We start from the raw sequence: 21,345 nt of genomic DNA, 5'->3' as shown, positions 1-21,345 counted from the left end.
CGGCGCCTGTGGCGCCGGGCACTTGCGCGTTCATGGATGAATGGACGCCTCGGCGTCGCGGCGGCTAGCTGATGTTGGTGAAGTCCGTCGCGCCGGCGCCGTTACCGGCCAGGGTGACGAAAGTGGTCGTCACCGTCCCGGACGCACCACCGGCCTCCGCCTGGATTCCGTAGTCACTGTTGCCGGCGAGGTTGGACCAGCGGACGTTCGCGGTGAGGTCACCGTCGTCTACCTCTTCGAGTTCGAGCCCGTCCTCACCGTTGCCGGCGAGCGTCGAGAAGCGGACATCGGCGGTCAGGGTCCCCTGGTCCTCCTCGACCAGCTTCAGACCGGAGCTGTCGTGACCTGTCGACACGAGCCGCCGGGCCTCGACGTCGAGGTCCCCGTCGCCGAGTTCCTCGAACTCCACCCCGTCGTTGTCCTGACCGTTGAGCACCTGGGTGTTCCTGAGTGAGGCGACCAGCGAACCGCCGTCCTCCTCGCTCGCCTTGATGCCCTCGTCGATGTTGCCGTTCGCGGTCACGCCGGTGAAGGACACGTCGATGCCCTCGCTGCCGGCCTCGTCGAAGTCGAAGCCCTCGTCGTAGTTGTCGTCAGCCGAGGAGTATCTCACCGTGCCGCTGATGGCGCCGCCGTCGGCCTCGTCGATGTCGAAGCCGTCGTCGAGGTCCAGCTCGTCATCCTCGACGCACTCGGCTTCCTCGGACCCGCTCGGGTTCTCGGGATCGACGCCGATGCAGTAGTCGCCGTTGTCGTTGAAGTTGGAGGCGAGAACATCGAAGAAGACCGAACCGGCACCCCGCTCGTCGAGCTCCACACCATCGGCACCGACCCCGATGAAGTTCGACCAGCGTGAGGTGAAGGTGATGTCGCCGTCACCGGTCTCGTCGACGCGGATGCCGTCACGATCGAACTCACCGAATCCCACGTCCTCGACCAGCACGCCTGTTGCGGAGACGTGGACCGACGCCGAGGAGCCGTCGTTGTCGTCGATCCAGATGCCGTGGCCGCCGACGCCGCGCACAGTCACGCCGTTCAGGGTGACGTCGACGGTGCCGGTTACGCCGGACGGGACGATCACGTGCACACCGGCCGTCCCGACCTCGGCGCCGAGCGAATAGCCGCCTCCGTCGTCGAAGGTGATGCCGAACAGAGCGAGGTCGACGCCTTCGCTGATCTCCAGCAACGTGTCTTCGAGGCCATCGCCGTCGATCGTCACGCCGTTCCCGTAGACGCGTAGCGCCTCCGTGCCGTCGTAGACGAGGGGAGCGTCGATGAAGATCGTGCCTACGGCGTCGTCGATGACGATGGTCGTCTGACCACTTTCGAGGGCGTCACGGATCGTGCCGGGGCCCGAGCCGCTGCCGTCGGAACTCGTCACGACGTAGATGCCCTGGGCGCCGGCGGGCGCCACGGTGGCGGCGAAAAGGACGCTGGCGAACATCGCCAGCGACGCGAGGACGAGCACGCACTTCTTCACAAGGGGGCCTCCTGAGACGTGGACACCCGCACCTTAGGACCCGAAGGGAAACTCCGAATGAACTCGGAATGAATCACTGCGATGTTGCACTCCCGGCGGAGAGTTAGGTATACCTAACACCGTTCGGAAGGTCACCCGAGTCAAGGAAGCCCTGAATGTCCCGCCTCATCAAAGTCCTGTCAGCACTGATGCTCCTCGCGCTCGTCGCCGCGGCCTGCGGTGACGACGACGACGGCGCCTCATCGACCCCGACGCCCACCGGCACGGCGGTCGCGAATCCCTCACCCACCGGCACGGCCACCGGCAACGGAGGCGACGACGTCTCCGACGTGGCCGAAGGCACCGTCGTCGTGTACTCCGGACGCAGCGAGGAACTCGTCGGCCCCATCCTCGAGCGCTTCACGGAGGAGACCGGCATCGAGGTCGCCGTCCGGTACGGCGACACCGCCGAGATGGCCGCCACCATCCTCGAAGAGGGCGGCAACTCCCCTGCAGACGTCTACTTCGGCCAGGATGCCGGGGCGCTCGGAGCGCTCGCCGCCGAAGGTCGCCTCACGACTCTTCCCGACGAGATCCTCGACGAGGTACCGGTCGCGCTGCGGTCGGTCGACGGACAGTGGGTCGGCATCTCCGGACGCGCCCGGGTCGTCGTGTACAACACGGACCTCCTCGACGAGTCCGATCTCCCCGACTCGATCCTCGACTTCACCGACCCCGAGTGGGACGGCCGGATCGGCTGGGCGCCCACCAACGGCTCGTTCCAGGCCTTCGTCACGGCACTGCGGGTCCTCGAGGGCGAGGACGGCGCCCGGGACTGGCTGGAAGGGATCCGTGACAACGGCGCCACCGAGTACCCCAACAACACCACCGTCGTCGAAGCCGTGGCAGCCGGCGAGGTGGACGTCGGGTTCGTCAACCACTACTACCTCTACCGCTTCCTCGCCGAGGACCCCGACTACCCCGCCGCCAACAAGTTCTACTCCGACGGGGACCCGGGAGCCCTCATCAACGTGGCCGGCGCAGGCATCGTCGACTCCTCTGACGAACCCGAACTCGCCGAGACGCTCATCTCGTTCCTTCTCGGCGAAGAGGCCCAGACCTACTTCGCCACCGAGACGTTCGAGATCCCGCTCGCCGCAGGCGTCGAACCGGCCGAGGAACTTCCCGATGTGAACTCGCTCACGGTGCCCGACATCGACCTCGCACAACTCGAGGACCTCGCCGGCACGCTCGAGCTCCTCTTCGACCTCGGGATCCTGTAGCCAGCCGTTGGCCGCGACCACCACACCGGTCCCGACGGGACGAGACGGCCCCGGCCTGCGGGCCGCCGTCAACGCTCGTCGCCGCGGCGCGCCCGTGCTGTCACTGCTCGCGCTCGTCGTCGGGGCGGCCGCGGCCCTCCCCCTCACGTACCTCGTCATCCGCTCCTCAGAGATCGGACTCGGCCGTTCACTCGAGATCGCCACCTCCGAGCGGGCCCTGAACCTGCTGGTCGACACGACGCTTCTCGCCGTGGCCGTGACCGGGTTCTCCATCCTGCTCGCGGTCCCCCTCGCATGGCTGACCGTGCGCACCGACCTGCCCGGACGCAGGACGTGGGTCGTCCTCACGGCGCTCCCACTGACAATCCCGACCTACGTCGGCGGCTACGCCTTCATCGCGGCGATCGGACCCCGCGGCTTCGCGCAGGGCTGGTTGGAGCCGCTCGGCGTCGACGAGATCCCATCGATCTACGGCTTCTGGGGCGCCTGCCTCGTGCTCACGCTCTTCAGCTACCCGTACGTGCTACTGACCACACGCGCGGCGATGCGCCGGATCGACCCGAGCCTGGAGGAGGCGAGCCGGATGCTCGGGCGCGGCCGACTCGAGACCTTCATCCGGGTCGTGCTGCCACAACTGCGGCCGTCGATCACCGCCGGCGGCCTGCTCGTCGCGCTGTACACCCTGAGCGACTTCGGCGCCGTCTCGCTGTTGCGCTTCGACTCGTTCACGAGAGTGATCTTCGTGCAGTACCGGGCCTCGCTGGACCGCTCCACCGCCGCCGTGTACGGCCTGATGCTCGTCGTGTTGACCCTCGCGGTACTGGCGGTGGTGCAGCGCACCCGCGGCCGCGAACAGATCCACCGGCTCCACGCCGGGGGTAGCCGCACCGCGAACGTCGTGTCGCTCGGCCGGTGGCGCTGGCCCGCGTTCGCCGCGTGCAGCTTCCTCGTCCTCATCGCGCTCGTGATACCGCTCGCGGTGATCGTCTACTGGCTCCAACGCGGCATCGACGCCGGGGAACCACTGAGGCTGACCACCGACCTGGTGGTCAACAGCCTCTGGGCGTCACTGCTCGGTGCGCTGTTCGCCGTGATCGCCGCGTGGCCGGTGGCCGCCCTGTCGGTGCGACACCCGGGGCGCCTGTCGCGGCTCGTCGAAGGGATGTCATGGTCCGGCTACGCCCTTCCCGGCGTCGTCGTCGCCCTGTCGCTCGTGTTCTTCGGTGCCAGGGTGGCGACGCCCTTCTACCAGACGATGGCGTTGCTGACATTCGCCTACGTCGTGTTGTTCCTGCCCCAGGCGATCGGCGCGATCCGCTCCTCGATGCTGCAGGTGACCCCCTCGGTGGAGGAGGCGTCACGCCTTCTGGGGGCGAGCCCGTTCATGACCTTCCGCCGCATCGTGCTGCCGCTCACCCGGCCCGGCGTCAGCGCCGGCGGCGCACTCGTCTTCCTCACCGCCATGAAGGAACTCCCGGCGACACTGCTCCTCGCGCCGACGGGCTACGACACGTTGTCCACCCAGGTCTACAACGCGACCGTGGAGGCCTTCTTCGCCCGGGCCGCGGCACCGGCGCTCGCACTCGTGGCGCTGTCGGCGCTGCCGATGGCGTTCATCGTGGCCAGGGAGGGCCGCGAGGCCGGCGGGGCGACGCGCTCCCGGACCAGCCCGTCAGCTGCATCGGCCGCCGAGGGCGAGGGAGCCGGGCCGGCTCAGCCCCCGCGGGTGAAGGCGACGGTCGGCGCGGCCGACGGCGTCACCGCGACCTGATCACCCCGTGAGACCCGGGGCGGCCCGGTCGAACGGATCCGCGCCTCCTGACCGTCGTCGAAGCGGACGATGGCGATGTGGTCGTGGCCGTAGAACTCGACTGCCTCGACGACGGCGATCGAGCCCGGCTCCTCTGCACCCGACCGCAGGGCCACCGCGAGCTGTTCGGGCCGGAACAGCACGTCGCAGACACCCTCCACGGGACGCCGCAGCGTCACCCGGCCCAGACGCGTCCGCGCGGCCTCACCATCGCCGTGCCCATCGAAGAGATTGGCCTCTCCGACGAAGCCCGACACCCACTGCGACACCGGTTCCTCGTAGATCTCGGCGGGCGTCGCCTCCTGGACGATGCGCCCCGCGGTCATGACCGCCACCCGGTCACCCAGGACGAACGCCTCCTCCTGGTCGTGGGTGACGAAGACAGTGGTGATGTCGAGACCGGCCAGCAGCCGGTGCACCTCGGTGCGGACCTGCACCCGCAAGGTCGTGTCGAGGTTGGAGAACGGCTCGTCGAGCAGGAGCGCCGTCGGACGCGGAGCCAGAGCACGCGCCAGCGCGACGCGCTGTTGCTGGCCACCCGACAACGTCGAGGGCATGCGGTCGTCGAAACCACCGAGACCGACGAGATCGAGCGACTCGGCCACGCGACCGGAACGTCGCTCGTCGCGGCTCAGGCCGTAGCCGACGTTGTCCGCGACGCTGAGGTGAGGGAAGAGGGCCCAGTCCTGGAAGACCATTCCGATCCGTCGCCGCTCGGGCGCCACGTCGACGCCAGGGCCGACCACCACCCGCCCGTCGATGCGGACCACACCCTCGTCGGGACGCTCGAGGCCGGCGATGGACCGCAACAGGGTGGTCTTGCCACAGCCGGAGGGGCCGAGCAGCGCCATCATCGAGCCGCGTTCGACCCGTAGGCCCACCGAGTGCAGAACCGGCGCCGCACCGAAGGACTTCGAGACCCCCTCGACCTCGAGGGTGGCGGGACCGGAGGCCGGCGCGGGCTCGGCGTCGGCGGCGTCGGTCGCCGTGCCGTGGGTCGTGTTGGCCACGGCCCCACGATACCGACGGGCCACAGCGGGACACCGACCGGTCAGGCGTTCAGAGCCTGCTGCGGATGCGGCCCACGAGACCGTCGAGCACGTCGCGGGCACGGGAGACGCCGGTGAGGACGGTCTCGGTGAGACCGGCGGGACGCTGTCGGGTGCCGACGTCGTACCACCAGGTCTCGCCGACGGACTCCTGGAAGGAGTCCAGCCGCGCGCGAGTTTCGGTGAAGGCCGGGTCGTCGTGCCAGGCCTCCCAGTCGGCCCGGCTCTCCCAGGTGCCCTGGATGACCCGCGCGGCCCGCTCGTCGAGCGGGAAGAGGATCTGCGCGCCCTGAAACCCCCGCCTGTCGGCCGCGTTGGCCAGACGCTCGGCCATCGCAGCTTCCCAGTCGGCCTCTCGGCCCTCGAGGACCCGCACGCGTGTCATCACCGTCTTCATCGCCGGCACACCCTTCGTCTCGAACTCCATCTCGGCTCCGGGTGTCACCGCGGGGCCTGCGACCGATCGAAGTGTTCGAGCGTCGCCGCGCTGACCGCGAGCGTGACGCGGTTCTGATCGATCCCGCGCACGATGTGGGCCGGGAGCAACTGCTCGCTGCGGAACCAGCCGGGATCGACGCGCACCCCGACGAGACGTCCGGCCTCGTCCAGGTCCACCTCGGTGACCTCGCCGACCTCCTGACCGTCGGAGGTCACGACGCTCGAACCGACGTCGATGATCTGGGTACCGGCCGGCACGTTGCGGGTGGTCACCTCTTCGGTGGCGGGGTACATCGGATACTGCGGCGAGCCGACGGGCGCGATCATCGGAAAGCCGAAGATCAGGGGAATCCAGCCACCATCGGGCTCGACACGGCGGCCCGTGTCCTCGTCGGAGATCACGTAGTGGGTCTCCTCGAACTCGGGAAGCTCGTCGGGGTCCACGCCCGGCTTGAGCCTGACCGTGTGGGAATTCGCCCTCTCGACGACGTCGATCGGGATGACCCGTTCGGTCTCGAAGAACAGTCCCTTCGATGCGACGACGTGGGATACGACCGACGCGGCGGGATTCACCACCATGCGCTCGACGTCACCGAGATGTTCACCGTCGGCGGCGAGCACTTCGGCCCCCTCGCGGAACTGCATCGTGGTGGTCGTGGTGGTCGTGGTCATCGTCGTCTCGAATCCTCTCGTGGTCGGGTGCGGTGACACTCGGTCGTGCCCCGTCCGTGTGGCTACCCGTTCCGGCCGCACGGGAAACGCCGGCCCACCATCCACAGCGGTCCTAGGCTCGCCGCATGCAGGCGATCGAGACACTGCGGTCGGTGTTGAAGTTCCGGCGATTCGAGCGCAACGGGGCGAAGCGTCGCCTCGCCCGCGCCGCCGACGTCGGTGATCTGCGCCGCGTCGCGCGACGACGACTCCCCAGCGGCGTTTTCGACTACATAGACGGCGCCGCCGAGGACGAGGTCACCTGCTCCCGCAACGTGGCGTCGTTCGCAGACCTCGAGTTCGTCCCCCGGATCCTGCGCGACGTATCGGACGTGGACACGTCCACCACGATCCTCGGACGGCACGTTCCGCTGCCGCTCATCCTCGCCCCGACCGGCTTCACCCGCATCGCCGACCCACAGGGCGAACTCGCGGTCGCCAGGGCGGCCGCGCGCGCCGGCGTGCCCTACACACTGTCCACCCTGTCGACGCGGTCCATCGAGGACGTCGCCGCGGTCAGCAGCGGGGACCTGTGGTTCCAGGTCTACGTGTGGCGCGACAAGGCGATGCTCGCCGACATGGTCGAACGCGCCGCAGACAGGTACCGCACCATGGTCATCACCGTGGACACGGCCGTCCTGGGTCGACGCGAGCGTGATGTGCGACGCGGCTTCTCGCTTCCACCGAAGATCGGACTGGACACTCTCCTCGACGGCGCGCTGCATCCCGGCTGGACCTGGGCGTTCATCAGAGCCGAACCGATCCGCTTCGCCACCGTCGCCGGCGGCGCCGCCGGCGACGGCACGGACGCCGTGTCACTGGCCGACTACATCAGCGAGCAGTTCGACCCCGCTCTGTCCTGGGACGACATCGCGTGGTTCCGCGAGCGCTGGTCCGGCCCGGTGGTTCTCAAGGGTGTCCAGAGCGTCGCAGATGCCCGCCTCGCCGTGAGGGCCGGCGTCGACGCTGTCGCCCTGTCCAACCACGGCGGACGCCAACTCGACGGCGCGCCATCACCTCTCGAGTTGATCGCCCCGGTGCGCGACGCGATCGGCGACGCCGCCGAGGTGTACTGCGACGGAGGCATCCGGCGCGGCTCCGACATCGTCAAGGCCGTCGCGTCCGGCGCCACGGCCGCCATGGCGGGGCGCGCCTATCTGTACGGACTGGCTGCCGGCGGTGAGGCCGGGGTGGATCACGTGCTCGAGATGCTGCGCGCCGGCGCACAACGGGCGATGGCCCTGTCGGGACGGACGTCGATAGCCGCCCTGGACGCTGAACTGATCAGGCGGCGGCCATACGCCGGCTGAACCGGCTGCGAACGCGAAGCGACCCGGGTGAGGAGGGAGGGCCCGGGTCGCTTCTGAGTTCCGACCGCCGTCGTATTCCCGTCGGCCGGGACATGTACTGACAGAATCGCCCATCGCGGTCCGTTCCGAAAGGGTCAAAGGTCAGCTGAGCCTGTTCGATCCCACCGGCGCCGAACACGGGGGGCGGCGCGCCGGTAGTGTCGGCGTCGCCGCCACCGTCGACCCGGGACGTCATGACGAACGAGTCACCGCCCAACCGCTTCGCCCGGCCGGCCTCGCTGCCGGTCTGGGCCCTGCCGGCCGCCGGCGCGCTCGTCGTCGGGTTCGTGATCGGCATGCTCGTCGTGGCCGTCACCGACGACGACGGCCCGGAGATGGTCGCTGTGCCATCGGATGACACAGCGACCGAGGAGACCGTTCTGCCACCCGGCACGTCTCTGCTCAGCGGCACCGTGTTCGAGGACCTCGACGGCGACGGGGTCCGCGGGAACGACGAGCCCGGCCTGTCCGGCGTCGACCTGGTGGTCCGCCTCGGTGCCGGCGCTCCGCAGGTCATCACGAGCGGGACCGACGGGCTCTGGCTGTTCGCCACACGGGCCACGGTGCCCATCACCGTGGAGGTGGACCTCGCCTCGCTCCGCACCCCTGTGGGCGAAGCAGCCGTCGTCACCACCGCAGCCGGACCGTCGTCGTTCGAGATGGCGCCGGCGACCACCGCCGGCGCCGACTTCGGCATCCGCTACGTCGAAGACGACGGCGCAATTCCCGAGACGACACCGACGCCCAGCCCCACGACGACCGGGACCGCCAGCCCGACTCCCACCCCGACCCAGACGGCCACACCCACCCCGACACCCACCGCCACACCGACGCCCACGCCCGAACCGCTGACCCCCACCTCCGGGACCTGGGCGGTGACCAACAGTCCCTCGACCGCCGACTGTGGCATCGCATCGGTCCCCATACCCGCGTCAGGACCGAACCAGGGAACGCTCGACGTCAGCGCGGACGGTTCCAGGATCACCGCGTCGGGGTTCCGCGACGAGACCGGCAACATCGTCGCGACCCGGAACTCGGGTTCACCGGGGGAATCGGTCTACATCGGTGTCGCCGCCGCGACGATCCCCAACCTCGGGACCATCGACCTCACGTTCGCGTTCTCCTTCACCGGGCCAGACGCCCTGAACGGGACGGTGAGCAGTTCCTTCACCGTCCAGGGGATCGACTGTTCCGTATCGGCCGACTTCACCGCGACACGGGTGGGCTGACGCCGGACGCGCAGGGGGGAGGGTGCGCCACCACGCACCCTCCCCCGTGATCCGTCTCCGGTGAGCCCGGAGGGGAGAGACGTTCCCGGAGCCGGATCAGCCCGTGACGGCCTCGTCGACCGTCATGACGCCGTTGACGACCACGCCGAACACGGACACGGGCGTGTCGGTCCACGTCACGCCGTCGGCGACGGTGAAGGGAGCAGCGACCATCTCGAGAGCGAAGCCCTGCAGTTCGATGGCGCCCGCTCCGCACTGGGGCGGGTAGGACTCGGCGAGGGCACCGCACAGGTACGTACCCGTCGCGTCGTCGAGGATGAAGCCGGTCACAGCGATGACACCAGCAGCGGGGCCCATCGCGAGGGCCTCTTCGGGTGACAGACCGCCGTCGGCGAGCATCCCGGTGACCGGCTCGACGCTCTCGTCGCCGGGCTCGAGTTCGGGCCCTTCGAGATCACCGGGGGTGTCATTGCAGTCGACGGTGCCCTCGAGACATGCGCCTGCCGCCGGGGGCAGAGACTCGTCGTCCGCGACGGGCAGGGCCGCCTCGTCACCGGGCCCGGGTACCTGATCGGAGGTGTCGTCACCGCCGACACCCACGTCGGCGTCGTCGTCGCCGCAGGCGGCCGCCACGAGTGCGAGGGCCGCGAGCAGGGCGACCAGGAGAAGGAATGGATTGCGCTTTGTCATCATCGTCCTCGTCAGTAGGGGTAGACACACCTCTGACGTAGCCACCAGGCGATCCGGTTCCCGCCCCGCGAGAATTTCACGGAAGGTACGTGGGAGGACCCATGGGCGCGGCACCCGCCTCGAGCCAGGCGGCGGTCTCCCGCCGTGCCGCCGCCATGAGGTCCCCGGACCGGGAGAAGTCGAGGGGCGAACGGCCCGCCATGCACGGGGACGGCAGGACGCGCACCTGTGACCGCCGGGCGGGCGACAGGGCCGCGAGCTCGAGCGCTAGCCGCTGGTGGACGAGCGAAAGGGCAGCGCTGGTGGCAGCTGCGACGGCCCCGCGACCCGTCTCGACGGGACACCCCCACCCTGCGGCGAGAACCCACACGTCGTCGGCGCCTGCCACCAGGGCCGTGCCGATGGATGCGTTGTCGGCGAGTCCACCGTCGACAAGGGTCCTGCCGTCGATCTCGACGGGCGGGAACACCCCCGGTATCGCCGACGACGCCATGAGGGCCTCGACGGCCGGGCCCGAGTCGAGCGCGACGGCCGAACCAGTCAGCGCATCGGTGGCGATGACCGTGAAGGGGATGGGTGCGTTCTCCAAGGCAGCGAATGCCAACTGGTCGGTCACGAGGCGACGCAACCGCCGTGGTGCCACGAGATGGCTCCGCCGACCGGACAACGCAGCGATGACGCCGACCGGGTTCAAGGGGAAGATGTCGCGTCGATGGAGCTGCAACCAGCGTTCCTCGAGCCCGACGAGCGGCCGCCTCGCGGCCAGCCACGCCCCGTTGAGCGCCCCGACCGACGTACCGACGACGAGGTCGGGGGCGATCCCCGCCTCGGCGAGGGCCGCGGCCATCCCGACCTGGACCGCTCCGAGGTTGGTTCCACCGGACAGTACGAAGGCAGTGGTCACAGCGACCCCCGGCCCGACGCGGTCACGGTCAGCTCTTGCGAGAACCCGGACGGCGCAGCATCGCGAGAGGCACCGCCGGGATCTTCGCCGCCGACGCCAGGCCACGCACGATCGTACGGGGCGCCTCCCGCACCCGGGGCCCGCGCACGAAACCCCGTCGCGCGAACTCGATCCAGGCGGCGACCGCGGCGACGACCATTCCCGCCGTCACCCACAGCCAGCCGAGATCACGTCGCAACCCGGGCAGGTCTTCGAAGTTCATGCCGAAGTAGCCGACGACGAGGGTCATCGGCAGCAGGATCGCGGCGAAGACGGCCACCAGCTTGGCCGCCTCGGCCTGGTCCTCGGCCATCGCGCCGCGGTAGGTGTCGATCACGTCGGACATCAACATCCGCGACGCCAGTACCGACTCGACGAGTTGGACGTGGACGTCCTCGGCGTCGGAGAAGCGTCGCTTGGCGTTGTCGGGGATCGGAATCGTGCCGGTGCGCATCCGGGTGAGCATCTGGCGCTGGGGACGAAGGATCCGGCGCAGCGTCATCTCCTCACCACGCAGCACACGGACCTCCAACAAGACGTCTGGGTCCCCCTCGAGCGCACGGTCGGCGAGGTCCTCGATACGCAACTCCAACTCGTTGAGGATCCCGAGGAACCGACGCCCCGTGACCTCGGCGAGACCGGCGAGGACCCCGGCGGGCCCGGCGTCGGCCAGACCGGGCTGCCGCCGGGCTGCCCGCCACAGCCAGTCCACGCTGACGACCTCGGTAGGTGCGACCGTCACGAGCGCCCCGTCGGTGACGATCGCGTCGATCTCGACGGTGTCGACACGGTCCACGGTGGCCGCCAACGAGTGCAGGACGACGAAGATCTGGTCGTCGTAGTCGTCGATCTTCGGGAGGAGTTCGAGGTCGTCGAGCAGGTCGTCCACGACGAGCGGGTCGACATCGACGATGTCGGTGATCTGTGACACGGTCGCCGGGTCCGGTGCGGTCAGGTCCAGCCAGACCAGCGGAGCGTTGCCGAGATGGTCGGCGAACGAGGCGGCGTCGACCTCCCGCGCGGGCCCGTCGAGGTCGTCCCACACCAGCAGTCGTGAACGGGACATGACGCGATCCTACGACCCACGGTCACCCATCGACGGGACCGTCGGCGGACGCTCACATGGAGTTGACGAGCACCGCCCGGCACCCCTCGGGGGTGCCCTCGATCGGGTTGTTGCGCAGGAGATAGGACTTCATCGCGTCGTCGACGATGCGCTCGTGATCCTCGGCGCGAACACCCGAATCGCCCAGACGCGTCCCCATCCCGATCCGGTCGTTGAGCGCGGTGATCGTCGCACCGGCGAGCGCCGCGGCGCCCTCGTCGTCGGCGTCGTCCACCCCGAAGGTCCGGGCGACCCACGCGGTCTTGGCCATGACAGCGGACCGGTTGAAGTCCAGCGTGGCAGCCATCAGTGCGGCGCACAGATAGCCGTGGTGGAGGTCGTAGACGTAGCCCAACGGCATGGCCACGGCGTGGAGGATCCCCAGTCCCGACTGCTCCTTGGCGAGCCCACCGAGGGCCGACGCCACCGTCATCGCCGACCGAGCGTCGATGTTCGCCCCGTCGTTGACCGCGGTCTCGATGTTGTCCGCCACGAGGCGCATCGCCTGTTCGGCGAGGGCGTCGGAGAACGGGTTGGCCGCCCTGCCGAGGTAGGCCTCCAGAGCGTGGGACAGCGCGTCCATCCCGGTGGCGGCCGTGAGCCACGGCGGCATCCCGACCATCAACTCGGGGTCGAGGACCGTGATCCACGGAGTGGTGCCGGGACCGAAGACGCCCTTCTTCTCGCCACTGACGTGGTCCACGAGGACCGAGACCTTCGCGGACTCGGCACCCGAACCCGCCGTGGTCGGCACGGTGATGTGGGGGACGCCGGCGGTGGTGATCGCCTGCGCGCCGGACATGAAGTCGGCGGCCGAACAGTCGTTGGCGACGGCGGCGACGATGATCTTCGCGGTGTCGATGGGGCTCCCGCCGCCGACCGAGATGACCGCACCCGCTGCGGCGGAGCGCAGAACCGCGGCCCCCGCGTCCACGTTCTCGACCGTGGGGTTGGACTTCACGTCGGCGAAGGTCGTGACCGTGACACCGGCCGCTGCGAGCGGAGCGGTGACCATGTCCACCAGTCCGGCGCCGGCGACGCCCTCGTCGGTCACGATCAGGACGGAATCGACGCCGCGCGCGGCGAGTCGCTCCGGGATCTCGGCGCGTCGGCCCGGCCCGAAGACGAACTCGATCGGTGATGCGTACTGAAACGCTCCGAAGCCCATCAGATCAGCGGGGACGGGTCGTCGACGTCGCCGAGGCCGAGTTGGGACATGCGGCGGTTGTACGCGATCCGCCCCGCCTGTTCGAGCTCGAACGTCTTCATCGCCCGGGCACGCACCCGCTCCTGGGCGTCGTCGGTGAGCGCGTAGCGCTCGATGAGCTGACGACCGATCTTCATGTGGAACTGCTCGTCGGGGATGATCCGCTCGAGTGTCTTCACCACGTCGTCGGGTAGCCGGGGTTTGAGATCGAAGAACGCCTGGCAGGCGCCGAGTTCGCCGGTGACGTTGTGGGCAGCGACCCGCTCGAGGGTGTCGTCGCCCGACGGGTACCACTCGGTCACCCACGCCTCCCACTCGGGCTCGGGCTTCCAGTTGTCGAGCGAGGTCACGCCACGGCGCTCGAGGGCCCGCATGCAGTACTCGTAGTGGAGTCCCTCGTCCTCGACCTGCTGCGCGAGCAGGACGAGGGCGTCGCGTTCGGGGGTGTCGGCGAGCCAGCCGCCGATGAACTTCGCCGCGTTCAGCTCGTACCAGGCCTGGAACGACAACCACTCGATGAGCTCCGGTTCGCTCATCGGCCGGGTGAAGAACGTGGCGCCGTCGTCGTCGCCGAGAGCGGACCGCTTCGCGTCCAGCTCGGCCATCAGGTCGTCGTAGAACTCGGTCGGCGTCATCGTCATCGGTGGAACCTCCGGTCTCCGAGTGTGCCACGGACTGACGCCGGGGAGGAATATGATCGGCGCCTGTTCACACGGCGTTGACGGGAGAACCGATGCTCGACCACGCGGCCGCCGAGGCCCTGGCGGGAATGAAGGAGGCGGGCATCGACTTCGTCTCCGGCCTGCCCGACGGATGGCAGCGGAATCTGCACGAACTCGTCGAGGACGACGATGACTTCACCTACGTCCCCGTGTGCAACGAGGGCGTGGGGTTCTCGCTGTGCGCCGGCGCGTGGCTCGGCGGGAAGAAGAGCGCTCTCATCATGGAGAACTCGGGGCTGCGGGTCGCCTCGGAGTACATCGCCCGTATCTCGCTCGGAACCGGTGTCCCCGTCGTGTTGATGCTGTCGTACCGCGGCGACGTCGGCGAGACGGAGCACTGGGGGATCCCCCACGGGATCGTCGTCGAGCCACTGCTCGACGCGCTGCGCATCCCGTACCTGATCGTGCGACACGTCGAGGATCTGCGGAAGTCGATCAAGCGGGCGCACCGGATCTCCGAGGCCCAACTGCACCCCGCTGCGGTGCTGGTGTCCGGCGACTGCGTCTGGGAGGACTGAGATGGCCATCGACCGCCACGAATGGCTCGGGCGCCTCGCCGCGGCCCTACCCGAGGACTCGCTCGTCATGGCCACCTACATCGGCGCCGTCGGCTTCGAATGGTCCCACCACACCGACGAACACCCGCGGTCCGCGATGCTCGGCCAGATGGGCGACGTGATCGCGATGGCCACCGGCCTCGCGATCGCACTCCCCCACCGTCCGGTCGTCTGTGTCGACGGTGACGGGTCGGTGCTCATGGAACTGGGCCAGCTCGTGGCCATGGGTCAGGCCGCACCGGCGAACCTGTCCGTCTTCGTCGCCGACAACGGCGTCTACGAGTCCATCGGGTGGGGCGACAAGGGGCGTCGACCGACCGCAACGGCGTCCACGGCGAACCTGGCGGCGATGGCCGCCGCTGCCGGCGTGCCCCACACCGCCGATGTCGAGACCTTCGACGACCTCGAGACCCAGATCACGGCCGCCTTCTCCACGGGCGGGTGCCGGTTCGTCAACGTCCGCACCGAGGTCGGCCACGCGAAGGTTCCACCGCGTCAATCCGACGGCATCGAGGACAAGTACCGCTTCGTGCGCCACGTCGAGAAGACCGAGGGGATCCGGATCCTCGGGCTCGCCCGCCAGGACCGCAAGCTGATGCGGACGCCCCCGCCGGATTGACCATCGCGGACTCCGGCATCGTCCTGCAGTCGCCACCGGGAAACCACCGGCCCGGGCTAGTTTCGATTCGTGGCCGAACCCCTGACACGACTCGGGCTGGCCTCCACGGCATTCTTCCGGTCCGAGCGGGCCGGCTCGAGCCACTCGATCCTCACGATGGTGCTCCTCGAGGGTCCCTGTGACATCGACGCTCTCAGGGACGCGATCGCGGCACAACTCGACGCGACCCCGCTCTTGCGATCGCGCGTCGTCAACGATGGCGGACCCATCTGGAAGCGCTGGGCATGGTGTGCGGATGCCCAACCCGTTGCGCCTCGCGTCACCGACCTGCGCGCAATACCCGGCTGCGACGACCTCGCTGGGGTCGTCGACCACATCTACGACAGGGGTAGACGGGCGCGCAACCTCAGCCTCGAACAACCGGCCCGTGTAACGGTCGCGCTCCTCGACGACGACCGGACGGTGCTGGCGCTGGAACGACATCACGCCGCTGCCGATGCCACCGTGACATACGGGTTCGTTCGCGATGCGCTCGCCCGATACCACCGGTCCGCTACCGGTACGGACCCTTCATGGGCCGACATCCCGGTCATCCACTCCCGGGCGGGGCCGAGCCCTCGTGCCGCCGCGTCCCGCGCGGATCTCGTGCGGTACTCGCGCGTGCTACAGCAGACCTACCCCGGCGAAGACGTCGCCTTCTTCGCCGGCACTCCGAGCCCGCACGGCGAGCAGATCACGGTCCGGGCACCTCGGATCGACCTCGACACGACGTCAGCCCTCCGCCGACGCGCCCGGGCGGCGGATGGATCCACCATCACCGACCTCGCAGTCGTCGCCGCGATGCGCGCTCTTCATGCCTGGAACAGTGAGAAGGGGGCATCGGCGCTGGTGCAGCGGCACAGCCTGCCGGTGGCTCAGCGACAGGCGTCGAGCACAACAGAGCCCAACGCGCTGTCGCTCATCACCGTCGGGTGCCGCAGCGACGAGTTGGCCGAGCGCGCAGAGCTCCTTCTATCGGTCAGCCGCCAACGCGCAGACGCGCTCGGGGCCGGCATCGACATCGCTCTGGCCCGCGTGCTCGGACGGCTCACGCCACTATCGGGGCTGGACCTATGCGCACGTCTCGCCGGACTGACCGCGGAGTCGGCGGGCCGTGCCGTCAGCTGCATCACTACGAATCCCGGCATCTTGTGGCCCGAGACCGTCGACGGTCGCCTGACCGGTGACAGCGCGCTCACCGAGGTGGGCGACCTCCGGGTCATGGACACCCTCAGCATCTTCAACGGACTCGGCGGCAGCCTCCGTCTGACGACGTTCCGCAGCGAACTCCGGCTCGACTTCGCTGCGAATACCGAGATCATGAGCCGACAAGAAGCCACAGAGATCAGTCAGCTGATTCACGGGGAACTGCTCGGGTTTCTCTGACCGGGACGCACCCGCAGCACGGGCCCGCACGAGGCACCGGCTCACAAGGCGCTCACCACCGCCTCCGTGCGGGTCGCTGTCCAGACGATGACGACGGCGGTGAGGCCCGCATAGACCACCGCACCCGTCGCGAACGGTGTCACCGTTCCGTCGAATGCGGCGTCGACGACGGCGCCCAGGAGCGCACCCCCACCTGTGGCGAGGGTCCCGAGCGCCGCCGCCGCCATCCCCGCCACGTGGGGCACCGGCGCCATCGCCGCGGCGTTCCCGGTCGGGATGATCACCGCCACCCCCGGCAGGACCGCCGCGACCATCACGCAGAACGCCCACAGGGGTGGCTCGCCGTCCATCGCGACCGCCACGAGGAAGAAGATGGCGGACGCAGCCGCGAAGTGCACCGCCGCGCCGATGATCACCGTGCGGACACCCAGGGTGGCCACGAGTCGGCCACTGAGCAGGGAGGTCAGCCCGAGAACCACGGCGATGAGACCGAACAGGAGCGGGAAGAGCTCGTCGCGGTCGTAGACCGTCTCGATGATCGTCTGGATGCTCGCCACGTAGGCGAACATCACGCCGTAGGCCAAGGTGATCCCAAAGCCGTAGGCGACGGTCTCCCTGGTGGTCACCACCACCTTGAACGCCCGCCCGAGCGAACGCGGCCCGACCGACCGCCGATCCGCAGCCTTCAGCGTCTCGGGCATCCGCAGAAGCCACACCGAGACCAGCCCGGCGCCGACGACCGGGATCCAGAAGACGATCCGCCATGGAGCGAACGTGAGGGCGAGCGCGCTGAGGGACGGGACGAAGACGGGGACGAGGATGAAGACCGCGATGATCTGCGACATCGCCTGGGCCATCCGATCGCCCTCGTAGGAGTCCCGCACGATCGCAACGGCCAGCGAACGTGGGGCGGCGGCCCCGAATCCCCACACGAACCTGAAGGCGGCCGTCGCGGCGAGCGACGTTGCGAAGGTCGCGCCGATCGCAGCGACCATGTAGATGCCCAGTCCCAGATACAGCATGGGCTTGCGCCCGAAGCGGTCCGAGAACGGCCCGTAGAACACCTGTCCGAGCGCCAGGCCGAAGAAGAACGTCGTCAGGACGAGAGAGATCTCGTTCGAGTCCGGTGCGAGACCGAACTCCGCGCGCATCTCCGGGAACGCCGGCAACATCACGTCGGTGGAGATCGCCGCCATCGCCATGCACGTGGCGATGATCGCGATGAACTCGCGGCCGTCCGTGCTGATCGTCGAGCGGGATCTCACGACACCGACCAAGCGACGCCGCCGGAGACGTTCTCGAAGGGGACCTGCACCGCGAACACGTTCCCACACCGTCGTCCGCGAGAACGACATCGCAGGCCTCCCCGAGAACGACACGGAAAGGGCCCCATGGCCGACGACACGAAACCGGTGTCGTCATACGGTCGAAGTCGAACAGAAGTCCGATGAGGGAGTTCGCCATGTCGACCCCGGCCGCTTTCCCGCAGAGCCTCCGATTCCACGAGGGAGGTCCCCTCGACACCGCTTCCCGCAGGGTGCGCGCCGCCGCGGAGCGCGTAGCCCGGAGCCCACGCCTCCCCTCCGTCGCGATCGGAGCCTTCGCCGCAGGAACTGCTCTCGGTTGGGGCGTGCTGACCGGTTGGCTCACACCACGGGGACCGTTGACCACCTCGGCTGCGCTCACCTCCATCGTCGTCAGCGTCGCCGTCGGCGTCCTGGCGGGAGCAGCCCTCCGCAGCCGCTGGGCGATCCTCGCCGCGCCGGTCGCCTTCGCGATCGGCGTCGAGGTGACCCGCCTCGGGGTCGACGGTCCGACCGTGGACGGCATCCACACCTCCGAGTACGGCCTCATCGCCCTCGTTGTCGGACGGGGCTTCCACGCGCTCGTCGCGCTCGTGCCCCTGGCACTGGGTGCCACGTTCGGCGCCGCGCTCGCCCGGCGCCTCCTGACCCGCGGTGAAGCCTTCGATACGCCCAGCAGGAAGATCGCGCTGTGGACACGACGCGGTGTCGCCACCGCCGCGGCCATCGCGCTGACAACTCTCGCCGTCGGCCTCGCCCGCCCTGCGCAGACCGACGCGATCACGGGCCCCGACGGGGAGAAGGTCGCCGGCAGCATCGCCGAACTCACCTCCGTCGAGATCGGCGGTCACGACCTCGCGATGATGATCCGCGGCCATGACGCGGACGCCCCGGTGCTCCTGTTCCTCGCGGGCGGCCCGGGCGGCTCGGAGATGGGTGCCATGCGCAACCACCTCCCCGAACTGGAAGAACACTTCGTCGTCGTCACCTGGGACCAACGCGGCACCGGCAAGTCCTACACGGAGCTGGATCCCACCTCCACCCTCACGCTGGAGGGCGCCGTCTCCGACACCATCGAGGTCACCGAGTACCTGCGGGACCGTTTCGACCGTGACCGGATCCACCTGGTCGGCCAGTCCTGGGGATCGATCCTCGGCGTGCTCGCCGCGCAACAGCACCCGGAGATGTACGCCTCGTTCACCGGGACGGGCCAGATGGTGAGCCCCCTCGAGACCGACACCATCTTCTGGGAGGACACGCTCGCCTGGGCGCGCGCGAACGGGGACGACGGGCTCGTAGAGGAGCTGACGTCGATCGGACCACCGCCATACGAGAACTTCCTCCACTACGAGACCGCGCTGTCGCACGAACACGAGGTCTACCCCTACGACCACTCGCAGAACTCCGAGGGTGAGGGCGGCTTCTCCGAGAACCTCCTCGAAGAGGAGTACACGCTGACCGAACAGGTCCACCTGCTCGGCGCGTTCATGGACACCTTCACCACCCTCTACCCGCAGATCCAACACATCGACTTCCGGCTCGACGCGCCGAGCCTGGACGTCCCGGTCTTCTTCGCCCAGGGGACCCACGAGGCCGACGGCCGGGCCGAGCCGTTCGCGCAGTGGTACGAGATGCTGGACGCGCCGGTGAAGGAACTCGTCGTCCTCGACACATCCGGTCACCGACCGCTGTTCGAACAGCCCGACGAGTTCGTCGACTTCATGGTGGATGTCGTCCTGCCCGCCACCGGCGGCGGGGGCGACACCTGACCGGCCGGCCACCTCGGCCCGCGGGCTACGGTCGGCCTCATGGCCAGGATCGACGACCGCCACCCGGACACGGCACCGGGCGACTGGTTCGTCGACGACCGCTGCATCGACTGCGACGCGGCGCGCCACGTGGCGCCAGGACTGGTCGGCCGGAACCCCGCCGACGGGAACTCGGTGTTCCTGCGCCAGCCCGAGACGCCCGCCGAGATGGAGATGGCATGGCGGGCGGTGCAGGTCTGTCCGACCCGCTCGGTCGGCCACGTGACGCTGCGCCGGCCGGACACGCCCGTGTTCCCCCAGGATCTCGGTGACGGCGTGTTCCGCCTCGGCCACAACGCCCGCTCGTCGTTCGGGGCCCACTCCTATCTCGTCGTGCGACCGTCCGGGAATCTGATGATCGACGCGCCCCGCTGGACACGCGAGGTCGCGGGGCCACTCGATTCACTCGGCGGGGTCGCCCACGTGCTGCTGAGCCACCGTGACGACGTCGCCGACGCGGACCGATACGCGGAGCGCTTCGGTGCCCGGGTGTGGATCCACGCCGACGACATGGACGCGGCGCCGTACGCGTCGGACCTCATCGAGGGTGTCGCCCCCGTGGCCGTCACCGACGGCGTCGTGGCCTTCCCGGTGCCCGGTCACACGAAGGGCAGCGTGCTGTACCTCGTGGACGACCACCTGTTGTTCTCCGGCGACTCACTGTCGTGGAACCCGCGACGCGAGACGCTGCACGCGTTCCGCAACGCGTGCTGGTTCTCGTGGCCCGAACAGACGGCGTCTCTGGGGAGGTTCGCCGCGAGCGGCCTGAGCTTCGACCGCCTCTTCTGTGGTCACGGCTGGAGCCACGACGCCGAGGCGGCCACGTTCCAGACCCATCTCGTCGACCTCGTCGGGCGCATGGCCACGATGTGACGCCCCACGCGGTCAGCTCGCCGGCGCGCCACCGCACACGGGTTGGGCGAACTGCTCTGCCCCCATCGGCCGCATCCTGCTCGAGCATCTTGGCTCGCCACCGGAACAGCAACTATATTCATCTGACCGAAGTCGAGTGTTCGCCGAGACCCGCCTTCCTCGCCACCAACCGGAGAGGAACCTGACACACGACCGTTCCCCGCGTAGCTGCCCTGCTGAAGACCGGAGAGAGTCGAAATGAGAAATCGCTTGAAGTCCGTTGTCGCGGTCGCCGCGACGGTCATGGTGCTGTCACTCGTCGCCGCACCTGCTGCATCGGCGTGGATCTTCGAGAACAGCTGTGCTTCCTACAACGGCTGGACCCTGTTCCAGCGCGGGACGGCCACGTGCTCGACCACCGAAGGCGGCAACTTCGCGCTCGCACTCGACGGTGGTTCCGCCACGGCGACCGATGGAACCGGCAACCGTGCCATCGCCCTCGACGGCGCCGCCACCGCCACCGACGGGAGCGGCAACCGCTCCGTCTCCATTCGGGGCGGCGCCAACCTCACCGGCGGCGACGACAACCGCGTGGTCGCGATCGACGGCAGCGCCAGCGTGACCGACGGCGACGACAACACCGCCTTCGCCATCCGGGGCAGCGCCAACCTGTCTGACGGCGGCAACAACAACACCGTCGTCGCGATCGACGGCGGCGCGAGCGTGTTCGACGGCGGCAACAACAACACCGTCGTCGCCATCGACGGCAGCGCCAGCGTGTTCGA

20 protein-coding genes are annotated in these 21,345 nt (G+C 69.2%); 10 read left to right on the top strand and 10 right to left on the bottom strand.

The genetic code is table 11. The features are described from left to right. Positions 1–64: 64 nt before the first annotated feature. Positions 65–1,480 (bottom strand): hypothetical protein, encoded by a 1,416-nt coding sequence (locus RIE08_15790; protein MEQ8719071.1) that lies wholly within the window; start codon positions 1,478–1,480, stop codon positions 65–67. 155 nt (positions 1,481–1,635) lie between these two features. Between RIE08_15790 and RIE08_15785 the strand changes: the two genes are divergently transcribed. Continuing rightward, complete coding sequence (locus RIE08_15785; GenBank protein ID MEQ8719070.1) at positions 1,636–2,742, top strand: iron ABC transporter substrate-binding protein; 1,107 nt, start codon at positions 1,636–1,638, stop codon at positions 2,740–2,742. Positions 2,743–2,749: 7 nt separating this feature from the next. Next, complete coding sequence (locus RIE08_15780) at positions 2,750–4,513, top strand: iron ABC transporter permease (GenBank protein ID MEQ8719069.1); 1,764 nt, start codon at positions 2,750–2,752, stop codon at positions 4,511–4,513. Here RIE08_15780 and RIE08_15775 read toward each other — a convergent pair. Genes RIE08_15775 through RIE08_15765 form a run of 3 tightly spaced genes read right to left on the bottom strand, consistent with a single transcriptional unit; the run spans position 4,456 to position 6,711 of the window. Beyond that, entirely contained in the window at positions 4,456–5,562 is a 1,107-nt protein-coding gene (locus RIE08_15775; GenBank protein ID MEQ8719068.1) for an ABC transporter ATP-binding protein, read from the bottom strand. The two genes, RIE08_15780 and RIE08_15775, sit on opposite strands and share 58 nt — an antisense overlap. A gap of 49 nt (positions 5,563–5,611) precedes the next feature. Further along, positions 5,612–6,028 (bottom strand): antibiotic biosynthesis monooxygenase family protein, encoded by a 417-nt coding sequence (locus tag RIE08_15770; GenBank protein MEQ8719067.1) that lies wholly within the window; start codon positions 6,026–6,028, stop codon positions 5,612–5,614. Between the two features lie 14 nt (positions 6,029–6,042). Further along, entirely contained in the window at positions 6,043–6,711 is a 669-nt protein-coding gene (locus RIE08_15765) for a PRC-barrel domain-containing protein (protein ID MEQ8719066.1), read from the bottom strand. A gap of 125 nt (positions 6,712–6,836) precedes the next feature. On the opposite strand from RIE08_15765, the gene RIE08_15760 reads away from it, so the two are divergent. Together RIE08_15760 and RIE08_15755 are read left to right on the top strand one after the other, a co-directional pair. Further along, positions 6,837–8,060, top strand: a complete 1,224-nt coding sequence (locus tag RIE08_15760; GenBank protein MEQ8719065.1) for an alpha-hydroxy acid oxidase — start codon at positions 6,837–6,839, stop codon at positions 8,058–8,060. 233 nt (positions 8,061–8,293) lie between these two features. After that, positions 8,294–9,328 carry a hypothetical protein gene (locus RIE08_15755; GenBank protein MEQ8719064.1) on the top strand — a complete coding sequence of 345 codons (1,035 nt, stop codon included), beginning with the start codon at positions 8,294–8,296 and terminating at the stop codon, positions 9,326–9,328. Positions 9,329–9,424: 96 nt separating this feature from the next. Here the strand turns inward: RIE08_15755 and RIE08_15750 are convergent, their stop codons facing one another. From RIE08_15750 to RIE08_15730, 5 genes are all read right to left on the bottom strand, one after another. Beyond that, a complete protein-coding gene (locus tag RIE08_15750; protein ID MEQ8719063.1) occupies positions 9,425–10,018 on the bottom strand; it encodes a hypothetical protein in 594 nt (197 codons plus the stop codon). A gap of 76 nt (positions 10,019–10,094) precedes the next feature. Next, entirely contained in the window at positions 10,095–10,922 is an 828-nt protein-coding gene (locus tag RIE08_15745; GenBank protein ID MEQ8719062.1) for a patatin-like phospholipase family protein, read from the bottom strand. Positions 10,923–10,950: 28 nt separating this feature from the next. Beyond that, positions 10,951–12,027, bottom strand: a complete 1,077-nt coding sequence (locus RIE08_15740) for a CorA family divalent cation transporter (GenBank protein MEQ8719061.1) — start codon at positions 12,025–12,027, stop codon at positions 10,951–10,953. A 52-nt stretch (positions 12,028–12,079) separates the two neighbouring features. Continuing rightward, on the bottom strand, positions 12,080–13,234 hold the full coding sequence (locus tag RIE08_15735) for an iron-containing alcohol dehydrogenase (GenBank protein MEQ8719060.1): 1,155 nt from the start codon (positions 13,232–13,234) through the stop codon (positions 12,080–12,082). Beyond that, positions 13,234–13,914 carry a ferritin-like domain-containing protein gene (locus RIE08_15730; GenBank protein MEQ8719059.1) on the bottom strand — a complete coding sequence of 227 codons (681 nt, stop codon included), beginning with the start codon at positions 13,912–13,914 and terminating at the stop codon, positions 13,234–13,236. The genes RIE08_15735 and RIE08_15730 overlap by 1 nt, the downstream gene beginning before the upstream one ends. A gap of 92 nt (positions 13,915–14,006) precedes the next feature. On the opposite strand from RIE08_15730, the gene RIE08_15725 reads away from it, so the two are divergent. The 3 genes from RIE08_15725 (at position 14,007) to RIE08_15715 (ending at position 16,596) form a co-directional block, all read left to right on the top strand. Then, the gene (locus RIE08_15725) at positions 14,007–14,513 is read left to right on the top strand and encodes a hypothetical protein (protein ID MEQ8719058.1); all 507 of its coding nucleotides are present in this window, start codon (positions 14,007–14,009) and stop codon (positions 14,511–14,513) included. Between the two features lies 1 nt (position 14,514). Beyond that, the gene (locus tag RIE08_15720; GenBank protein MEQ8719057.1) at positions 14,515–15,171 is read left to right on the top strand and encodes a thiamine pyrophosphate-dependent enzyme; all 657 of its coding nucleotides are present in this window, start codon (positions 14,515–14,517) and stop codon (positions 15,169–15,171) included. Between the two features lie 69 nt (positions 15,172–15,240). Continuing rightward, on the top strand, positions 15,241–16,596 hold the full coding sequence (locus RIE08_15715; GenBank protein MEQ8719056.1) for a hypothetical protein: 1,356 nt from the start codon (positions 15,241–15,243) through the stop codon (positions 16,594–16,596). A 41-nt stretch (positions 16,597–16,637) separates the two neighbouring features. On the opposite strand, the gene RIE08_15710 is transcribed toward RIE08_15715, so the two are convergent. Then, on the bottom strand, positions 16,638–17,861 hold the full coding sequence (locus RIE08_15710; GenBank protein MEQ8719055.1) for an MFS transporter: 1,224 nt from the start codon (positions 17,859–17,861) through the stop codon (positions 16,638–16,640). 197 nt (positions 17,862–18,058) lie between these two features. Here RIE08_15710 and RIE08_15705 point away from each other — a divergent pair, with 197 nt between their 5' ends. The 3 genes from RIE08_15705 to RIE08_15695 all read left to right on the top strand — a co-directional run. After that, a complete protein-coding gene (locus RIE08_15705; GenBank protein ID MEQ8719054.1) occupies positions 18,059–19,669 on the top strand; it encodes an alpha/beta hydrolase in 1,611 nt (536 codons plus the stop codon). Positions 19,670–19,708: 39 nt separating this feature from the next. Beyond that, positions 19,709–20,581 carry an MBL fold metallo-hydrolase gene (locus RIE08_15700; protein MEQ8719053.1) on the top strand — a complete coding sequence of 291 codons (873 nt, stop codon included), beginning with the start codon at positions 19,709–19,711 and terminating at the stop codon, positions 20,579–20,581. Between the two features lie 249 nt (positions 20,582–20,830). Further along, a partial coding sequence (locus RIE08_15695; protein MEQ8719052.1) for a hypothetical protein occupies positions 20,831–21,345 on the top strand: 515 nt, incomplete at its 3' end.

The sequence above is a fragment of the Acidimicrobiales bacterium genome (genome assembly GCA_040219085.1).
Taxonomy (GTDB): Bacteria; Actinomycetota; Acidimicrobiia; order Acidimicrobiales; family JAVJTC01; genus JAVJTC01.
The sequence above is the reverse complement of the archived record's forward strand: the minus strand, read 5'-3'. Positions and strand labels throughout refer to the sequence as shown.

What these genes read in the sequence shown, in the direction of transcription:
- RIE08_15735 (MEQ8719060.1), bottom strand. Translation starts at nt 13,234, where the DNA reads ATGGGCTTCGGAGCGTTTCAGTACGCATCACCGATCGAGTTCGTCTTC.
- RIE08_15740 (MEQ8719061.1), bottom strand. Translation starts at nt 12,027, where the DNA reads ATGTCCCGTTCACGACTGCTGGTGTGGGACGACCTCGACGGGCCCGCG.
- RIE08_15750 (MEQ8719063.1), bottom strand. Translation starts at nt 10,018, where the DNA reads ATGACAAAGCGCAATCCATTCCTTCTCCTGGTCGCCCTGCTCGCGGCC.
- RIE08_15700 (MEQ8719053.1), top strand. Translation starts at nt 19,709, where the DNA reads ATGGCCAGGATCGACGACCGCCACCCGGACACGGCACCGGGCGACTGG.
- RIE08_15720 (MEQ8719057.1), top strand. Translation starts at nt 14,515, where the DNA reads ATGGCCATCGACCGCCACGAATGGCTCGGGCGCCTCGCCGCGGCCCTA.
- RIE08_15730 (MEQ8719059.1), bottom strand. Translation starts at nt 13,914, where the DNA reads ATGACGATGACGCCGACCGAGTTCTACGACGACCTGATGGCCGAGCTG.
- RIE08_15725 (MEQ8719058.1), top strand. Translation starts at nt 14,007, where the DNA reads ATGCTCGACCACGCGGCCGCCGAGGCCCTGGCGGGAATGAAGGAGGCG.
- RIE08_15770 (MEQ8719067.1), bottom strand. Translation starts at nt 6,028, where the DNA reads ATGGAGTTCGAGACGAAGGGTGTGCCGGCGATGAAGACGGTGATGACA.
- RIE08_15785 (MEQ8719070.1), top strand. Translation starts at nt 1,636, where the DNA reads ATGTCCCGCCTCATCAAAGTCCTGTCAGCACTGATGCTCCTCGCGCTC.
- RIE08_15705 (MEQ8719054.1), top strand. Translation starts at nt 18,059, where the DNA reads ATGTCGACCCCGGCCGCTTTCCCGCAGAGCCTCCGATTCCACGAGGGA.
- RIE08_15765 (MEQ8719066.1), bottom strand. Translation starts at nt 6,711, where the DNA reads ATGACCACGACCACCACGACCACCACGATGCAGTTCCGCGAGGGGGCC.
- RIE08_15755 (MEQ8719064.1), top strand. Translation starts at nt 8,294, where the DNA reads ATGACGAACGAGTCACCGCCCAACCGCTTCGCCCGGCCGGCCTCGCTG.
- RIE08_15760 (MEQ8719065.1), top strand. Translation starts at nt 6,837, where the DNA reads ATGCAGGCGATCGAGACACTGCGGTCGGTGTTGAAGTTCCGGCGATTC.